This window comes from Pseudophaeobacter profundi (assembly GCF_029697505.1).
In the GTDB taxonomy this organism is placed as follows: Bacteria; Pseudomonadota; Alphaproteobacteria; order Rhodobacterales; family Rhodobacteraceae; genus Pseudophaeobacter; species Pseudophaeobacter profundi.
In genome coordinates this window covers 82,605-98,155 of the sequence record NZ_JARJEF010000002.1, presented here as the reverse complement: position 1 = coordinate 98,155, position 15,551 = coordinate 82,605, and the positions used below count along the sequence as shown (strand labels likewise).

Below are 15,551 nucleotides of genomic sequence, written 5' to 3'. Positions count from 1 at the left end.
GCCCCTTCCCCATTCGCCAAGCATGCTCTAAAAGCCGCCTCAGTAGCACCATGGGGGGCCAAAACAGCGCCATGCAAGAACCAGCCATCACACCCGAACTGATCGCAAGCCACGGTTTGAACTCTGAAGAATACGACATGATTCTAGAGATCATCGGTCGTGAACCCAGCTTCACCGAGCTCGGCATCTTCTCGGCCATGTGGAATGAGCACTGCTCTTACAAGTCCTCCAAGAAGTGGCTGCGGACCCTGCCCACGACTGGCCCACAGGTGATCTGCGGCCCCGGCGAAAACGCGGGCATCGTCGATATCGGTGATGGCGATGCGGTGGTCTTCAAGATGGAAAGCCACAACCACCCCTCTTACATCGAACCCTACCAAGGCGCGGCCACTGGTGTTGGTGGCATTCTGCGCGACGTCTTTACCATGGGCGCGCGCCCTATCGCCTCGATGAACTCGCTCTCCTTTGGGGAGCCCTCTCACCCCAAGACCCGGCAGCTGGTCAACGGTGTGGTCGAAGGCATCGGCGGCTATGGCAACTGCTTTGGCGTACCCTGCGTCGGCGGTGAAGTCCGCTTTCACCCTGCCTATAACGGCAACTGCCTGGTCAATGCCTTCGCGGCAGGCCTGGCCAAGACCGACAGCATTTTCTACTCTGCCGCCTCGGGCGTTGGCATGCCGGTGGTCTACCTTGGTGCGAAAACCGGCCGCGACGGTGTTGGCGGTGCCACCATGGCATCGGCTGAATTTGACGACACCATTGAAGAAAAACGCCCCACCGTACAGGTCGGCGACCCCTTCACCGAAAAACGCCTGATGGAGGCCACGCTGGAGCTGATGCAAACCGGCGCCGTGATTTCGATCCAGGACATGGGCGCGGCGGGTCTGACCTGCTCGGCGGTGGAAATGGGCGACAAGGGCAAGCTGGGCATCAAACTGAACCTCGAAGATGTCCCCCAGCGCGAAGAGAACATGACGGCTTATGAGATGATGCTCTCGGAAAGCCAGGAACGCATGTTGATGGTGCTGAAGCCAGAACTCGAAGCAGACGCCCGTGCAGTGTTTGAAAAATGGGATCTGGATTTTGCCATTGTCGGTGAAACCATCGCCGAAGACCGTTTCCTGATCTTGCACAACGGCGAGACCAAGGCCGATCTGGTGCTGTCGAAACTGGCCTCGACTGCGCCCGAATATGACCGCCCCTGGGTGGCCACCCCGCCGGCCGAGCCGCTGACCGACGCCGATGTCCCCACCATTGATCCCATTGATGGGCTGAAGGCCTTGATTGCCTCGCCCAACTATGGCGGCAAACAGTGGGTTTATGAACAATATGACACCACCGTCATGGGCGACACATCCCGCCGCCCCGGCACAGGGTCAGGCATCGTCCGGGTGCATGGCACCGAAAAAAGCCTCGCTTTCACTTCGGATGTGACGCCGCGCTACGTCAAGGCCAACCCGGTTGAAGGCGGCAAACAGGCGGTGGCCGAAGCCTATCGAAACCTGACAGCTGTAGGCGCCAAACCTCTGGCAACAACCGACAACCTGAACTTCGGCAATCCCGAAAAGCCCGAAATCATGGGCCAGTTCGTCGGCGCGTTGCAGGGCATAGGCGAAGCGGTGGCCGCGCTGGATATGCCCATCGTGTCGGGCAATGTGTCGCTGTATAATGAAACCGACGGTCAGGGCATCCTGCCCACGCCAACGATTGGCGCGGTTGGGCTTATTGCTGCGGGCGAAACCCCGATCACCGGCGAAGCCCGCGACGGCCATATCGCGTTGCTGATTGGTGAAACCCTTGGCCATCTGGGCCAGTCGGCGCTTCTGGCTGAGGTCTTCAACCGCGAAGATGGCGATGCCCCTACCGTTGATCTGGAAGCGGAAAAGCGCAACGGTGAATTCATCCGCGCCAACCGCGACCTGATCAAGGCCTGTACCGATTTGAGCGATGGCGGCCTGGCCCTTGCGGCGTTTGAACTGGCCGAAGAGGCTGGCGTTGGCGTCCAGATCGACGCAAGCGATACCCCGACGCTGTTTGGCGAGGATCAGGCGCGCTATCTGGTGGCCTGCAACTTTGACCAGGCCGAGGGGCTGATGCTCGCGGCGGGCCAGGCGGGTGTCACCCTGACGACCGTAGGCAGATTCACCGGCGACAGCGTTAAAATCGGCGGCTCCGAGGCCCCACTGGCAGAGCTGAAAGAGATCTTCCGCAGCAGTTTTGCCGCCTCAGTGGCTTAAGGCCCGGATTTCACATCATTGAAAAAGGCGCGCGAGGTTTGCGCGCCTTTTTCATGTCCGCCTTTGTGCCCGCGCCCCCGCCTTGCGGGCTATCTGCGTGCGGCTCTTGTGGCTTGAGTGCTTGCACTGACCCCAAGGCCACCCTAAGTTTCACAACAAGACCAAATGCCAAGGACAGATCCAATGCCAATGCAAGCTCAAGAAATCGAAGACCTCCTGCGCCAGACCTTCCCGGACGCAGAGATTCAGGTCGCAGGCCAGGACGGCGTCCATATGTCTGCCATGGTGGTGGACGAGAGCTTTCGCGGCAAGAACCGCGTGCAGCAGCAACGCGCAGTTTATGCCGCACTAAAAGGCAAGATGGACGGCTCCAACGGAGAGCTGCACGCCCTGGCCCTGACGACCAAAGCGCCAGATTGAGAGTAACAGCCTGATTGCCGCCGCTGCCTTGGCGATGCTGGCGATCTGGACTTTTCTAGAGCTGTTACCATATATCGAACAAAACCGCCAAAGGCGGCATCGCCAAAAGGACACCTATAGATATGAGCGACGCACAGACCCGCATCGACGAAACCGTAAAAGCCAGTGACGTGGTGCTCTTTATGAAGGGTACCAAAGACATGCCACAATGTGGGTTTTCCTCCCGCGTGGCCGGCGTGTTGAACTATATCGGTGTGGACTACACCGATGTGAATGTGCTGGCCGACGAAGACATTCGCGCCGGTATCAAGGAATATTCGGACTGGCCGACCATTCCACAGCTATACATCAAAGGCGAATTTGTTGGCGGCTGCGACATCATTACCGAAATGACCCTGTCTGGCGAATTGGACGGCATGTTTGCCGACAATGATATCGCCTTTGACAAGGACGCCGCAGATAAGATCCGCGAAGCCAACGGCTAAGCCATCGCGCGTATCACCGTAGGCCTGTGCGCCCCGCTCGGCTACAAAGCAAAAGACCCTTCCGGTTTTCACCGGAAGGGTCTTTTGCTTTGTCGCGGTGCGATCAAGATGCTTGGTCAATGACCTGTCACGCCTTACCAGGTGCACAGGCCCCAAACACCCACGCCTATGTCGCTGCGGTTTTTTCGTCCAGATGCTGCGCCAGCGCCTCTGCCCGAGCGGCCAGTTCTGCCAGGGTTTCCGGCACCTGCGGCGGCACCACGGGCACCTCGATGCGCTCTGGCTCTGGGGCGGGGGCGTTTCGCAGGGCTTCCAGCTCTGCGACGCGTTCAGCCAGTTCTGCCTCGACCTCTTTGATCCGGTCCTCGACAGAGGCCGTCTTATCGGCCAGCATCAGTCCCGCCATCAGCAGCATACGTGCCTCCGGCATCCGGCCAATCTGATCCGACAAAACCTGAGCCTCGTCATCAAGCATCTTGGCGGCAGATTGCAGATAGCTTTCCTCGCCCACCTGGCAAGAGACTTCAAAGCCACGTCCGCCGATATGAATGGTGATTTCCGGCATCAGACTTCCTCTCCTTCCGGCAGATGTTGCGCCGAAGCCAAAAGCGGCTCCAGCTTGGCCAGGACTGCATTGACCTGGGCCTGATCTCTCGCCTGGGCGACGCGCAGGCTTTCGTTTTCTGCGTTCAACACCGCGTTGGCGCTGCGCAATTCTTGCAGCTCATCGCTGTCCGGCGCGGGCGCTGCGGCAGCTTTCTGCGCCAGCTGATCTTTCAAGGCGCTGATCTCCGCCTCAAGCGCGGCCTGATCCACCGCCGTACCAAGATCGCCCTCACCTACATTGGAAAGCTCTGAAATTTGCACCTTAAGGTCTTGATTTTGCTCGGCAAGCTCAGCAAGCTGGACCTCCAGCGCCTCTTTCTCGGCAGCCAGCCCATTGCCCGCACTTTCCAGCGCGGCCCGCAACCGCAGAACTTCCTGCTTCAGCGCATCCTTTTCATCGGTATTGCCGACTTCGTTGCGTAACAACTCCAGCTCTGCCTGCAGTGCTTCCATATCGCCGATATCGGGTGCAGCGGCCGCAGCGGATGCGGCCTGCTCCAGCTCTTGCAGCCGGGTATGCAGGACCTTGACCCGCTCTTCCAGCTGGGCATTTACGGTCTTTTCTTCATCCAGCGCCTGTTCCAGAACAGAGGTATCCGCTGCAAGCTTGGCCTCTTCCTTGGCTGCGGCATGCGCCTGTTCCAGCCTGCCAACACCAGAGCCGATCCGCTCCATCGCGGCCAGAATACGCCCCTGCAACTCTTCGATCTGCGTCATACCTGTCCCTCACCCCTCATCCGTACTGCCCTTATCTCTATTGCCGGCGCCGCTTACCAGCCGCATTCTTCCAGCTTTGGCCCCGCAGATCCGAACCGTTCAGTGCCAGACCATAGCGAATCGCTTTGCGCTGTCCAGATCGGCAGCAGCTTAACGGAAGCAGAAGTAAAACACCCCCCCATTGCTTTCAAGCACTTGCGGCGCTGACTTCGCGCTACAGGCAGGGAATGGCGCAGAAAGCTTGATCTTTGGGCTGTCACTGTTATTGAGCGGCAGACCAGCCTGGTAACCCAAAGGAAGACTTCAGTGGATCTGACAGCCCTGCGCACCGCCAACCCCGATCATTGGAACAAGGCTGCGGCCATCCGTGCCCTTGCACTTGACGCCGTAGCCGCCGCCAATTCCGGCCACACAGGCATGCCCATCGGTATGGCCGATGTTGCCACCGTTCTGTTTGAAAAGCATCTGAAGTTTGATGTCGCCGCACCACAGTGGCCAGACCGCGACCGTTTTATCCTGTCGGCCGGCCACGGTTCTATGCTGATCTATTCTCTGCTTTATCTGTGTGGTGACAAGCAGGTCACCCTGGATCAGATCAAGAATTTCCGCCAGTTGGGCGCGCTGACTGCGGGCCATCCTGAAAATTTCCTGCTGGATGCGGTTGAAACCACCACCGGCCCGCTGGGTCAGGGCATTGCAAACGCCGTTGGTTTTGCCATGGCCGAAGAAATGCAGCGCGCCCAGTATGGCCGCAAGATTGTCGATCACCACACCTATGTCATCGCAGGCGACGGCTGCCTGATGGAAGGCATCAGCCAAGAGGCCATCGGCCTGGCCGGACGCCATTCACTGGGCAAGCTGATTGTGCTGTGGGACAACAACAATATCACCATCGATGGCACGGTTGAATTGTCCGACCGCACCAACCAGGTTCAGCGCTTCCGTGCCTCTGGCTGGCAGGTGATTGAAATCGATGGCCACGATCCGCTCGCGATTGATGAGGCCCTGACCGCAGCCAAGAAATCGAAGAAACCTTCGATGATCGCCTGCAAGACCCATATCGCCCTGGGCCATGCCGCGCAGGATACCTCCAAGGGGCATGGCGCGCTGACCGATGCCGACCAGATGGCCGCTGCCAAGGCCGCCTATGGTTGGACAGCCGGACCGTTTGAAGTGCCGACAGATCTCAAGGCGCAGTGGGAAGCGATCGGCAGCCGTGGTGCGACAGATCGCGCCGCATGGGAGGCCCGCTTTGCCGAGGTCTCGCAGCAAAAGCAGGATCGCTTTAACCGCGCCTATGCGCTGGAAGCCCCCAAGAAGCTGTCAGCCACCATCAAGGCGCTGAAAAAACAGGTCTCTGAGCAGCAGCCAAAGGTCGCCACCCGCAAGGCATCGGAAATGGCGCTGGAGGTGATCAACCCGATCATGCACGAAACCGTTGGTGGCTCGGCTGATCTGACCGGTTCCAACAACACCAAGACCGGCGATCTCGGGATGTTCGACACCGACAATCGCAAGGGGCGTTATGTGTACTGGGGCATTCGTGAACACGGCATGGCCTCGGCGATGAACGGCATGGTGCTGCACGGCGGTATCCGCGCCTATGGCGGCACCTTCTTCTGCTTCACCGACTATGCCCGCCCTGCCATGCGTCTGGCCGCGCTGATGAAGATCCCGACAGTGTTCGTGATGACCCACGACAGCATCGGCGTTGGCGAAGACGGTCCGACCCACCAGCCGGTGGAGCATCTGGCAATCTGCCGCGCCACGCCCAACACCTATGTGTTCCGCCCCGCGGATGCGGTTGAAGCGGCTGAAGCCTGGGAAGTGGCCCTCACCGAGAAGGAAACCCCTTCGGTGATGACCCTGACCCGTCAGAACCTGCCCACCCTGCGCACCGAGCACAAGCTGAACAACCTCACTGCCAAGGGCGCCTATGTGCTGGCCGAGGCGACCGGCAAGCGTCAGGCCATCCTGATCGCCACCGGGTCCGAGGTGTCATTGGCGATGGAGGCCAAGGCCAAGCTGGAAGCCGAAGGCATCGGCACCCGCGTGGTTTCCATGCCCTGCATGGAGCTGTTTGCGCAGCAGGACGAAGCCTACCGCCGCAAGGTGCTGCCCGCAGGCCCCGTCCGCGTCGGCATCGAGGCCGCAATGCGCGCCGGCGGCTGGGATCGCTGGTTGATGGGCGAACGTGGTCAGGAGAAAAAGGCCGGATTTATCGGCATGGACCGCTTTGGTGCTTCGGCGCCCGCAGGTGAATTGTTCGAAAAATTCGGCATCACCGCCGAGGCCACCGTCGCCAAGGTAAAAGAGCTGCTAGGGTAAAACCACAGTTCAGTAAGAACACATAAGAACACAAAGGGCACCCAATTGGGTGCCCTTTTTTGTCATGTAATGTCAGCTAAGCGGACCAACCCGACATTCACCTAGGCCATTCAGGTTCATAGCTGCCTGCCGGAGGGGTGAAGATCATCCTCGACCGCGGGCCGCATTTCTGGCGATTGCGGCAATCAGGTCCGTCCGAGTGACAATGCCGACAACTTTTCCATATTCGAGCACGGGGACGGCATCAGTATCCCCGTCCGCCATCATTGGGAGCAACGCCGCGATCGGAGTGTCGGCGGTCGCGCGGGGTACAGCTACGCTCATGATGTCCCCTGCAGTCATCGGCTTTTGCCATTCACGGTCCAGAAGACGCCGTAGCGCGGCCCAGTAGCCTCGCTCCAGGCGCAGCGCGTCGGCCCGGGCCTGGTTGATGAGATGCATTTGGAATATGACCCCCTTGAACGCCTTGTCGGCCCCCACGACGGGTAGTGATGTGAACCGATGCTGTCGAAACAAGTCCGCGATCTCGCCGAGGGAGGTCTCCAAGCTGACGGTGATGAGGTTGCGGGACATGATATCCTGTGCGGTCACGGGGCCAGACGATTGCGCTGCGGCCAGGAGTTCTGCCGCGCCGATCAGCCGCGCGAGATCCTCGACGCCGAGATTGAAGGATTGGCTGTACCGTTCGAGGATACCAGTCAGCTCTTGCTCGGATAAACCCAGCCGTTCTGTCGGGTTGCGGTCTTCTGTTGCATGCTTGCTAGGATCGTCGAATTGCCGGAACGGGTAGTGCCGCCCGGTGAGCCTTGCGTAGAGGGTCGCAAGCATTACGAGAGTCGCCGTTCCGATAGCTATGGGGGCAAGCGCGAACCAGAACCCCAGTTGTGCGATGGCGTCCGGGGACATGGCGGCAGTCATAGCGACCGCACCTGCAGGAGGATGAACGGCGCGACACAGGATGGTTGCGGTGATCGCAAGACCCACTGCAAGGGCGATCCGCAGCGTCTGATCCGGCACCAGGAGGCACACGGCCACGCCTACGATGGCGGCCACGGTATTGCCGACAATCGCCGACCAAGGTTGCGCCAGAGGGCTGTTTGGCAGCGCGAAGAGGAGGACGGAGGACGCCCCGAATGGAGCGACGAGATAGAGCCCCAATTCCGGGTCGATCTGAGGAGACAAAAGAAAAAGTCCGGTTAACCCCAAACCGATGAGGGCACCAAGCCCGGCACGTATGGCTTCAACGCCTGAAACACGGGCCACGGCGGGGCCAAGTGATTTTAAAGTAAGCAAATGCGCGCCTCCAGATGAGTTGTGCGCAAAATTTCATCAGTTTGTGAAAGATTCAACCTGTCATCTCATTGAGATACCGCTGCAGTCATCGCCCGGCCGTCCCTGTTAGTCGCGCGCGGCGGCCTGCTTTGCGCCGGCGCCTTGCGAAGATGCAGCACTTGGATCACCGCCCTATAGAAACCCAGACGGATGTTAGGCTTGGTGTGAAGTTTGCAGGCAGCCCGAAGCAACCGACTGAACCAGAAGCGATCGCAGGGCTATTCAGTGGGCAGGCATCTGGGTCGCCATTTGAAAGCTGCCGGTCCGCAGGCGGCTGCACGCATGGGTGAAGCTGCGGGATCACGGCAGACCTCGGACATACGGTACAACGTCAGCAATTTCCTAGCCGTTTCAGCATTGTCTTGCGGCAGGCACCAGACGTTGTAGCGGGCCTGGGCATGTCGCTTCTGAATAGGGACTTGAATGACCGATACCTGCATCTTTTGCCAGATTGCCCGTGCGGCAGTGCCCGCACACAAGCTCATCGAGGATGATCTCGTGCTTGCGTTTCTCGATCTTCACCCGATCCGCGAAGGCCACGCTCTGATCAATTCCAAGCAGCACCATCCCTGGTTCGAGGATCTGCCGGAATCCACCGCATTACGGATCATGTCTACGGGACAGCAGTTGGCACGCGCGATGAAGCGTGAATGGGGTGCAGAGCGCGTCTCGGCCTTCTACACCGGCATCCACGTTCCGCCCGCCCATGCCCATGTTGTGCCTATGTTTCACCGCCATGATGTCACCTCGGCGCGGTATCTCGAAGACGGCTTCGAGGAATTTTCTTTACCCCCTAGTCTGGGCGGCTTAGCGCTTGCCTGGCAGAAGCTTGCTGAATGGAAAACCCAGCCACAGCTTGGCAGTGATACGCTACCTGAGCCATGATGTCTGCCTTCAGCACCTGTGGGCCTGATTGAGAGATTTGCATAACGGCAGGTTTCTGGCTCATCTGAACCGTCAAGGAGTTAAGATGAGACGGAAATCTGAAACCACGAATTCACGCAGGGCGCCGACAAAGCTGCCGTGCGGCATTGTGAAGCGAAGGTCCGTTACGCTTGGAAGCCTTCGCTGCCAATTGCACATTGATTGCAGATATTTATTCACTGTCGTTCAGAATAATTCGGCCGGTCGGCCCGACCTTCAAAAACCTATCGCGCCAAGCCCTGGTCCAATGATCGCGGCTATCGCAATCGCCGAAAACGATGGGGGTTGTCTACAAACCCTCATGGATGTGACTCGCCACTCAAAAGTGATATTTGACATATCATAGTCCATGTTTTATTTGGCTCTTATCCAATGTGGAATATGCCTCATGATCACTGGCCCTCAAATGCGCGCGGCGCGTGCCCTGCTCGGTATCGACCAGAAAACCCTGGCCGAACTGGCGGGATTATCCGTGCCGACGATCCAACGCATGGAGGCCAGCAGCGGCAATGTCCGTGGCATCGTAGAGAGCCTTACCAAGGTGGTCGCGGCGCTTGAACTTGCCGGCGTCGAGCTCATCGGAGAAGGCTCCGCCAGCACCGCGGGCGGACGCGGTGTGCGACTGAAGGCACCTCCGCCGAAACACTGATCCCTCAACCCGCGACGGCGACCGCCGACACTCAGCCGACGATCCCGCCGCAACCTTCCAAGGTGCGGCCACAGATGAAAGACCAGATCAGCAGACAGAGCGGCGCTCCGAATTTCGCTGAACTCTTCACACCGAAACTCGTCACTGTTCTTCGCGAAGGTTACAGTCTGACGCAGCTGCGCGCGGACGCCATAGCCGGATTGACCGTCGCCATTGTTGCGCTGCCGCTGTCGATGGCCATCGCTATCGCGTCCGGCGTGCCCCCGGCACAAGGCCTGTACACCGCCATTGCTGGCGGTTTTCTGGTTTCACTGCTCGGCGGATCGCGCTTCCAGATCGGAGGCCCAGCGGGAGCCTTCATCGTGCTGGTCGCCGCCACTGTCAGCCAGCACGGGATGGAGGGATTGATCCTTGCAACCTTCCTGTCAGGCTTGATGATGGCAGCCGCCGGCTTTCTGCGGCTGGGGACCTTTATCAAGCTGATCCCCTTCCCGGTGACAGTCGGATTTACCGCCGGGATCGCGGTCATCATCTTCGCCAGTCAAATCAAGGAACTGTTCGGCCTGACGCTGGAACATGAACCTGGTGAACTGCTGGAGAAGATTCCGGCGCTCTGGGCATCCAGGTCGAGCCTGACGCCAGCTGCGCTTGGCGTTTCCGCGGCGACAGTGGCCGTCATTCTTGGCCTGCGGCGCTGGCGCCCGCACTGGCCAGGCATGCTGATCGCCGTCGGTCTGGTCGCCGCCGCCACGACATTTCTCGCGCTGCCCGTGCAGACCATCGGCTCCAGGTTCGGCGGCATTCCCTCGTCGCTTCCAGCACCGCGCCTGCCGCCGCTCTCCAAGGACGGCATCCTCGCAGTCCTCCCGGCTGCCGTCTCCTTCACCTTGCTGGGTGCCATCGAGTCGCTTCTGTCCGCTGTTGTCGCAGACGGCATGACCGGTCGCAGACATCGCTCAAACTGTGAACTTGTCGCTCAGGGCGCGGCCAACATAGGGGCCTCGCTTTTCGGAGGCTTCTGTGTGACCGGCACCATCGCGCGCACTGCTACCAATGTGCGGGCCGGGGCGCATAGCCCGTTCGCTGGGATGCTGCATGCCGCATTCCTGCTCCTGTTCATGTTCGCAGCCGCGCCGCTTGCCTCCTACATCCCGCTGGCCGCACTCGCAGGCGTTCTGGCTGTCGTCGCATGGAACATGATCGAGAAACCAGCCGTCGCCATCCTCGTCCGCTCGGGATGGGGTGAGGCGACAGTGTTGGGCGCCACGTTCTTCCTGACCATATTCCGCGATCTGACAGAGGCCATCATCACCGGCTTCGCGCTCGGTTCGGTTCTGTTCATTCACCGCATGAGCCGGACTGCAGGTGTTGCAACAGACAGCGCCTTCGTCAGCCGCGACGAGGCCGACACAGCGCACCCACGCGGCGAATATGATGCAGAGCGGGCCGCGGACCCCGACGTGGTCATCTACCGGCTAACCGGCGCGCTGTTCTTCGGCGCCGCGGCCTCCATAGGCTCTGTGCTCGATCGCATCCAAGATACCCACAAGGCGCTGATCATCGATTTCTCCTCCGTGCCCTTCCTCGACTCGACCGGCGCCAACATGATTGTGGGGCTTGCCCAAAAAGCTCAGAAGCAGGGTGTCGCGGTTTGGCTTACGGGTGCGTCCAGTGACATCCTGCGTGTGTTCGTGACCCATGGCCTGAATCGTCCGCTGGTCCACTATGCCGCCACGGTTGACGAAGTTCTGGATCTGCTGCGCGAAGACGCCACCAGCGATCGGGATGCAGACTGATGCCAGGGCCCGGCAGCGAAACACGTTGCCCGACACGTCGTCAGAAAGGCAAGGCCGAGGCGCGGCGACGCTATATCCTAGAGGCCCTTGAACGCCCGCGGACGCAGGCGGAACTGCGGGATGCCCTCGGGATGAGCAACAGCGGGATATTGCACCTTCTGCGGAGGATGGAACACGACGGGCTGGTGCGGCCCGCCGAACGGGTCTGCCGCACCCGGATCTGGGAGCGGGTGGGCAAGTCGGCATCGGGTCGAAGATCATGACAGACGAAAAGCGGGTTCCGGAGCCAAGTGAAACGGGTGAAAAAGAAGTCCAACGAAGGAGAGATTGAGGTGGTGTACAAGGATTTCGAGGATTGGCTCTTGGAGGAAATCAGGCTGGCCGAAGAGACGTCACAGGCTATCAAGGCCGACACTCTTTGGGTTGGCTCAAAGCTTAATCCTTCAGCCAGTAAAATTGAGAGGATGGCGCAAAACTATAAAGAAAAGGCAGATCGGTTGCGGGGAATGCTCAACCGTTTGTCGCCAAATTAAGGAGCGGATGGATGTTCCATTTTCAAAAGAACGTCAATGAATCTTGCGCTGTATTTAAGTGTCCAGTGTGCCGGATTGATTTGGATCTTGAGCTAAGCGAAGTGCCGCCCGAGGGTGAACTGTTCGAATGCCCAAGTTGTGCCGCCCAACTGACTGTGCAGTATAAAAAGAGCGACGCCACCTAAGGTGTTCAGCGTGCCTGGCGAGGTGAACGGCCCCTATACTATGGTATCAGACATTCACGACTGGCGCGGCGAAAGAGAAAGGAGAGCCCAACTTGACCAATGCTGCACACGCGAGATAGAATATTGCTATCCAAATCAGTAACCTATGATGATGAGACTAAAGAAACCCAATATCTATATTTTTGGCGCATCTGGAAGTGGCTCAACAACGCTAGGGCGAGGCATTTCGTCGGCATTGGGATTGGTGCATGTCGACACCGATGATCACTACTGGGCTCCTATTGATCCGCCGTTTTCTGTCAAGAACTCTCCCGAAGAGCGCGTTCGTTCTATGCGAAGCGCACTTGGAAATGAGGGTTGGGTACTGTCTGGGGCCTGCAACGCGTGGGGTGAAGAACTGGTTGATAAGGCTGACATAATCGTTTTCACGTCGCTTGCTACTCCTCTCCGACTACAACGTCTTCGTTCGCGTGAGAAAGTTCGTTTTGGCGAACGGATCGAAAAAGGCGGTGACATGTTTCAAATTCACGTTGACTTCATTGAATGGGCAAAGGGTTACGACGACCCCAATTTTAATGGCCGCAATATAGGCATGCATGAACGATGGCTGGAGAGACAGAATAAGCCTGTCTGCCCAGTTAACTCAGATTGTGACGTCGAAAGCAGCGTTCAAACCGTCATCGACGCTCTAGCCGCACTTTCGTGAATGAAGGCTCTGTCCGCGATCTGTGAATTCGGGTGACGGATCTCGCTGCAGCATGCTTGGACGGCTGGTTTCACGCCGCGCAGCGGAGCCGAAAATGATGCAGTCGCGCCCATTCACACCATAGAACTTTGACAGTATTAGTGGCTTGCTTTCGCGCTTGTGAACTTACCCATCACCGGCCCAATCACCTTGGTCGCTACGGGGATCAGCACCAATCCCCAAGCGACACCAAAGATGCCGTCCATGGTGGCCTTGGCACTCCACTCAACAAATCCACTCCAGGCCTCAGGCACCCTATGGCCCACAGCATAGGCAAGATCGTGGATGTGATGGCCGAGCCAGCCAAAGCCCAGAACCTCCAGCCCGTGGATGATGATGGAGCCGCCAACCCAAAGCATCGCAGCTGTGCCGACAACAGACAAAAGCCACATCAGAACCGGCATGAATTTCACCAGCCCGCGCCCAAATCCGCGCCCAACAGGGGTTGGGGCATGTTTGGCCAGGAACAGGCCGACGTCGTCCATCTTTACAATCAGTGCGACCGAGCCATAGACCGCCAGCGTCACGCCAATGCCGACAACCGCCAGCGTCGCCGCCTGCATCCAGACATTTGGCACCTCGATCGCGGCCAAGGCAATGGTCATGATTTCTGCCGACAGGATGAAATCGGTCTTGATGGCGCCTTTGATCTTTTGCTCTTCCAGATGGCCTGGGTCCTTGATGCTCATGTCCTGCTCAATCTCATGGCTGGCATGGGGAAACAGCACGTGAAAGATCTTTTCCGCGCCTTCAAAGCACAGGTAGCTGCCCCCCAGCATCAAGAGCGGCGTGATGACCCAGGGGGCAAAATTCGCCAAGAGCATTGCCACCGGCAGCAACAGGATCAGCTTGTTGAACAGCGACCCGCGAGTGATGCGCCAGATGATCGGCAATTCACGCGCCGGGGCAAAGCCCTGGACATATTTTGGCGTCACTGCCGCATCGTCGATGATAACACCGGCAGTTTTGGCACCGGCCTTGCCCGCCGCTGCCGCCACATCATCCACCGAGGTCGCCGCTACCTTGGCAATCGCTGCCACATCATCCAGCAAAGCTAGCAATCCGCTCATGTCAAAAACCCTTATCCCCGGCGCAAATTTTCCCGCAACCTACCCTATCTGACCCGCAGAGCAAGCGTTAGCGCCATCGGTGCCGCAGGGGCAAATCCCGTTAACGCCACCGGTGAAAACCGTTAACGCCACCGGGCCAAGTTTGCGCTAACATGCTGTATTTTCGCCGCTTTCCCCCCTTTTGAAGCAGTAAGATGAGGGCTATATGCGGGGTTAAGATTTGCTCGCCTGGAGAAATGCACATGACCATTAAAGTCGGGATCAACGGTTTTGGCCGCATCGGCCGCTGCACCCTGTCACATATCGCAGCCTCGGGCCGCGACGATATCGAAGTGATCAAGGTGAACGCGACAGGCCCGCTGGAAACAGCGGCGCATCTGATCAAATATGACTCGGTGCATGGTCGCTTCCCCGGTGAGGTCACGCTGGGCGATGGCACCATGAACCTGGGTCGCGGCGACATGCAGATGTATTCCACCTACAACATGGAGGATCTGGACTGGTCCGGCTGTGACGTGGTTCTGGAATGCACCGGCAAATTCAACGATGGCGAAAAGGCCAAGGCGCATCTGCAGCGCGGTGCCAAAAAGGTGCTGCTCTCGGCGCCCGGTAAAAACGTCGACAAGACAATCGTCTTTGGTGTCAATGACGCCGAGCTGCGAGCCAGCGACACGATGATCTCGAACGGATCCTGCACCACCAACTGCCTGGCCCCTATGGCCAAGGTGCTGGACGAAGCCTTTGGCATCGAGCACGGCATCATGACCACAATCCATGCCTACACCGGTGATCAGCCCACCCTGGATCGTCGCCACAGCGATCTGTACCGCGCCCGCGCTGCCGCCATGTCGATTATCCCGACCTCTACCGGTGCGGCCAAGGCTCTGGGCGAGGTGCTGCCAAATCTGAAGGGCCGCCTGGATGGGTCGGCAATGCGGGTCCCGACGCCAAATGTATCGGCCGTCGACCTGACTTTCCGTGCCAGCCGCGATGTAACAGCCGATCAGATCAACGCCGCCATGCAAGAAGCCGCCATCGGCCCAATGAAGGGTGTGCTGGGCTATGAGCCTGCGCCGCTGGTCTCGACTGACTTCAACCATTCCTCGGAAAGCTCAATCTTTGCCCCCGACCAAACCCGCGTGGTCGAAAACCGCATGGTCCGGGTTCTGGCCTGGTATGACAATGAATGGGGCTTTTCCGTGCGCATGGCCGATGTCGCCGTCGCCATGGGACGCTTGGGCTAAGCCCCCTACCCGACCGGAAAAAACCGACCTGCCCCACAGGTCTCACTTGAGATTTAGCGCCCGTTCAGGCATATCTGAGCGGGCGTTTTCTATGGCGAGGCCCCATGACCAATAAAATTGCCATCTGGCTTGGCCTGTTTCTCTGCGTCATGATCCTTGCTGATCTGCTGTTCAACGATGGCATTGCGCTGCTGTTTTTGGCAAAGAAATTCTATGTCCTGCTGGACTGGGTTGCCTTCTGGCGCTGAACGCGATGTTCGCCACCGCGCCACGGTCTATT

16 protein-coding genes are annotated in these 15,551 nt (G+C 58.9%); 12 read left to right on the top strand and 4 right to left on the bottom strand.

The window, feature by feature from the left end; genetic code table 11:
- Positions 1 to 71 precede the first annotated feature (71 nt).
- The 3 genes from purL (at position 72) to grxD (ending at position 3,142) form a co-directional block, all read left to right on the top strand.
- The gene (gene purL / locus P2081_RS03720; RefSeq protein ID WP_278921544.1) at positions 72 to 2,237 is read left to right on the top strand and encodes a phosphoribosylformylglycinamidine synthase subunit PurL; all 2,166 of its coding nucleotides are present in this window, start codon (positions 72 to 74) and stop codon (positions 2,235 to 2,237) included.
- 183 nt (positions 2,238 to 2,420) lie between these two features.
- Positions 2,421 to 2,657, top strand: a complete 237-nt coding sequence (locus P2081_RS03715) for a BolA/IbaG family iron-sulfur metabolism protein (protein WP_278921543.1) — start codon at positions 2,421 to 2,423, stop codon at positions 2,655 to 2,657.
- A 122-nt stretch (positions 2,658 to 2,779) separates the two neighbouring features.
- Positions 2,780 to 3,142 carry a Grx4 family monothiol glutaredoxin gene (gene grxD / locus P2081_RS03710; protein ID WP_278921542.1) on the top strand — a complete coding sequence of 121 codons (363 nt, stop codon included), beginning with the start codon at positions 2,780 to 2,782 and terminating at the stop codon, positions 3,140 to 3,142.
- Between the two features lie 166 nt (positions 3,143 to 3,308).
- Here the strand turns inward: grxD and P2081_RS03705 are convergent, their stop codons facing one another.
- Complete coding sequence (locus P2081_RS03705; protein WP_278921541.1) at positions 3,309 to 3,707, bottom strand: cell division protein ZapA; 399 nt, start codon at positions 3,705 to 3,707, stop codon at positions 3,309 to 3,311.
- Entirely contained in the window at positions 3,707 to 4,465 is a 759-nt protein-coding gene (locus P2081_RS03700; RefSeq protein ID WP_278921540.1) for a colicin transporter, read from the bottom strand. The genes P2081_RS03705 and P2081_RS03700 overlap by 1 nt, the downstream gene beginning before the upstream one ends.
- A 306-nt stretch (positions 4,466 to 4,771) precedes the next feature.
- Between P2081_RS03700 and tkt the strand changes: the two genes are divergently transcribed.
- Complete coding sequence (tkt, locus tag P2081_RS03695; protein WP_278921539.1) at positions 4,772 to 6,793, top strand: transketolase; 2,022 nt, start codon at positions 4,772 to 4,774, stop codon at positions 6,791 to 6,793.
- A gap of 144 nt (positions 6,794 to 6,937) precedes the next feature.
- Here tkt and P2081_RS03690 read toward each other — a convergent pair whose 3' ends face one another.
- Entirely contained in the window at positions 6,938 to 8,086 is a 1,149-nt protein-coding gene (locus tag P2081_RS03690; protein ID WP_278921538.1) for an HPP family protein, read from the bottom strand.
- 462 nt (positions 8,087 to 8,548) lie between these two features.
- Between P2081_RS03690 and P2081_RS03685 the strand changes: the two genes are divergently transcribed.
- From P2081_RS03685 to P2081_RS03660, 6 genes are all read left to right on the top strand, one after another.
- Complete coding sequence (locus tag P2081_RS03685; protein ID WP_278921537.1) at positions 8,549 to 9,010, top strand: HIT family protein; 462 nt, start codon at positions 8,549 to 8,551, stop codon at positions 9,008 to 9,010.
- Between the two features lie 427 nt (positions 9,011 to 9,437).
- On the top strand, positions 9,438 to 9,698 hold the full coding sequence (locus tag P2081_RS03680; RefSeq protein ID WP_278921536.1) for a helix-turn-helix domain-containing protein: 261 nt from the start codon (positions 9,438 to 9,440) through the stop codon (positions 9,696 to 9,698).
- Positions 9,699 to 9,772: 74 nt separating this feature from the next.
- Complete coding sequence (locus P2081_RS03675) at positions 9,773 to 11,494, top strand: SulP family inorganic anion transporter (protein ID WP_278921535.1); 1,722 nt, start codon at positions 9,773 to 9,775, stop codon at positions 11,492 to 11,494.
- Entirely contained in the window at positions 11,494 to 11,757 is a 264-nt protein-coding gene (locus P2081_RS03670) for a hypothetical protein (protein ID WP_278921534.1), read from the top strand. The genes P2081_RS03675 and P2081_RS03670 overlap by 1 nt, the downstream gene beginning before the upstream one ends.
- Positions 11,758 to 11,793: 36 nt before the next feature.
- Positions 11,794 to 12,027, top strand: a complete 234-nt coding sequence (locus P2081_RS03665; RefSeq protein ID WP_278921533.1) for a hypothetical protein — start codon at positions 11,794 to 11,796, stop codon at positions 12,025 to 12,027.
- 330 nt (positions 12,028 to 12,357) lie between these two features.
- Positions 12,358 to 12,918: a P-loop NTPase family protein gene (locus tag P2081_RS03660; RefSeq protein WP_278921532.1), complete on the top strand. Its 561-nt coding sequence runs from the start codon at positions 12,358 to 12,360 to the stop codon at positions 12,916 to 12,918.
- 137 nt (positions 12,919 to 13,055) lie between these two features.
- Here P2081_RS03660 and P2081_RS03655 read toward each other — a convergent pair whose 3' ends face one another.
- Positions 13,056 to 14,027 (bottom strand): DUF808 domain-containing protein, encoded by a 972-nt coding sequence (locus P2081_RS03655; protein WP_278921531.1) that lies wholly within the window; start codon positions 14,025 to 14,027, stop codon positions 13,056 to 13,058.
- Positions 14,028 to 14,269: 242 nt separating this feature from the next.
- Between P2081_RS03655 and gap the strand changes: the two genes are divergently transcribed.
- The gene (gap, locus tag P2081_RS03650) at positions 14,270 to 15,271 is read left to right on the top strand and encodes a type I glyceraldehyde-3-phosphate dehydrogenase (protein ID WP_278921530.1); all 1,002 of its coding nucleotides are present in this window, start codon (positions 14,270 to 14,272) and stop codon (positions 15,269 to 15,271) included.
- Positions 15,272 to 15,375: 104 nt separating this feature from the next.
- Positions 15,376 to 15,519 (top strand): hypothetical protein, encoded by a 144-nt coding sequence (locus P2081_RS03645; RefSeq protein WP_278921529.1) that lies wholly within the window; start codon positions 15,376 to 15,378, stop codon positions 15,517 to 15,519.
- Positions 15,520 to 15,551: the final 32 nt, after the last annotated feature.

Coding starts and splice junctions, on each gene's coding strand:
- P2081_RS03675 (WP_278921535.1), top strand. CDS start 9,773: ATGAAAGACCAGATCAGCAGACAGAGCGGCGCTCCGAATTTCGCTGAA.
- P2081_RS03655 (WP_278921531.1), bottom strand. CDS start 14,027: ATGAGCGGATTGCTAGCTTTGCTGGATGATGTGGCAGCGATTGCCAAG.
- P2081_RS03680 (WP_278921536.1), top strand. CDS start 9,438: ATGATCACTGGCCCTCAAATGCGCGCGGCGCGTGCCCTGCTCGGTATC.
- grxD (WP_278921542.1), top strand. CDS start 2,780: ATGAGCGACGCACAGACCCGCATCGACGAAACCGTAAAAGCCAGTGAC.
- P2081_RS03705 (WP_278921541.1), bottom strand. CDS start 3,707: ATGCCGGAAATCACCATTCATATCGGCGGACGTGGCTTTGAAGTCTCT.
- P2081_RS03715 (WP_278921543.1), top strand. CDS start 2,421: ATGCCAATGCAAGCTCAAGAAATCGAAGACCTCCTGCGCCAGACCTTC.
- P2081_RS03645 (WP_278921529.1), top strand. CDS start 15,376: ATGACCAATAAAATTGCCATCTGGCTTGGCCTGTTTCTCTGCGTCATG.
- P2081_RS03660 (WP_278921532.1), top strand. CDS start 12,358: ATGATGATGAGACTAAAGAAACCCAATATCTATATTTTTGGCGCATCT.
- P2081_RS03700 (WP_278921540.1), bottom strand. CDS start 4,465: ATGACGCAGATCGAAGAGTTGCAGGGGCGTATTCTGGCCGCGATGGAG.
- P2081_RS03670 (WP_278921534.1), top strand. CDS start 11,494: ATGCCAGGGCCCGGCAGCGAAACACGTTGCCCGACACGTCGTCAGAAA.
- purL (WP_278921544.1), top strand. CDS start 72: ATGCAAGAACCAGCCATCACACCCGAACTGATCGCAAGCCACGGTTTG.
- gap (WP_278921530.1), top strand. CDS start 14,270: ATGACCATTAAAGTCGGGATCAACGGTTTTGGCCGCATCGGCCGCTGC.
- P2081_RS03685 (WP_278921537.1), top strand. CDS start 8,549: ATGACCGATACCTGCATCTTTTGCCAGATTGCCCGTGCGGCAGTGCCC.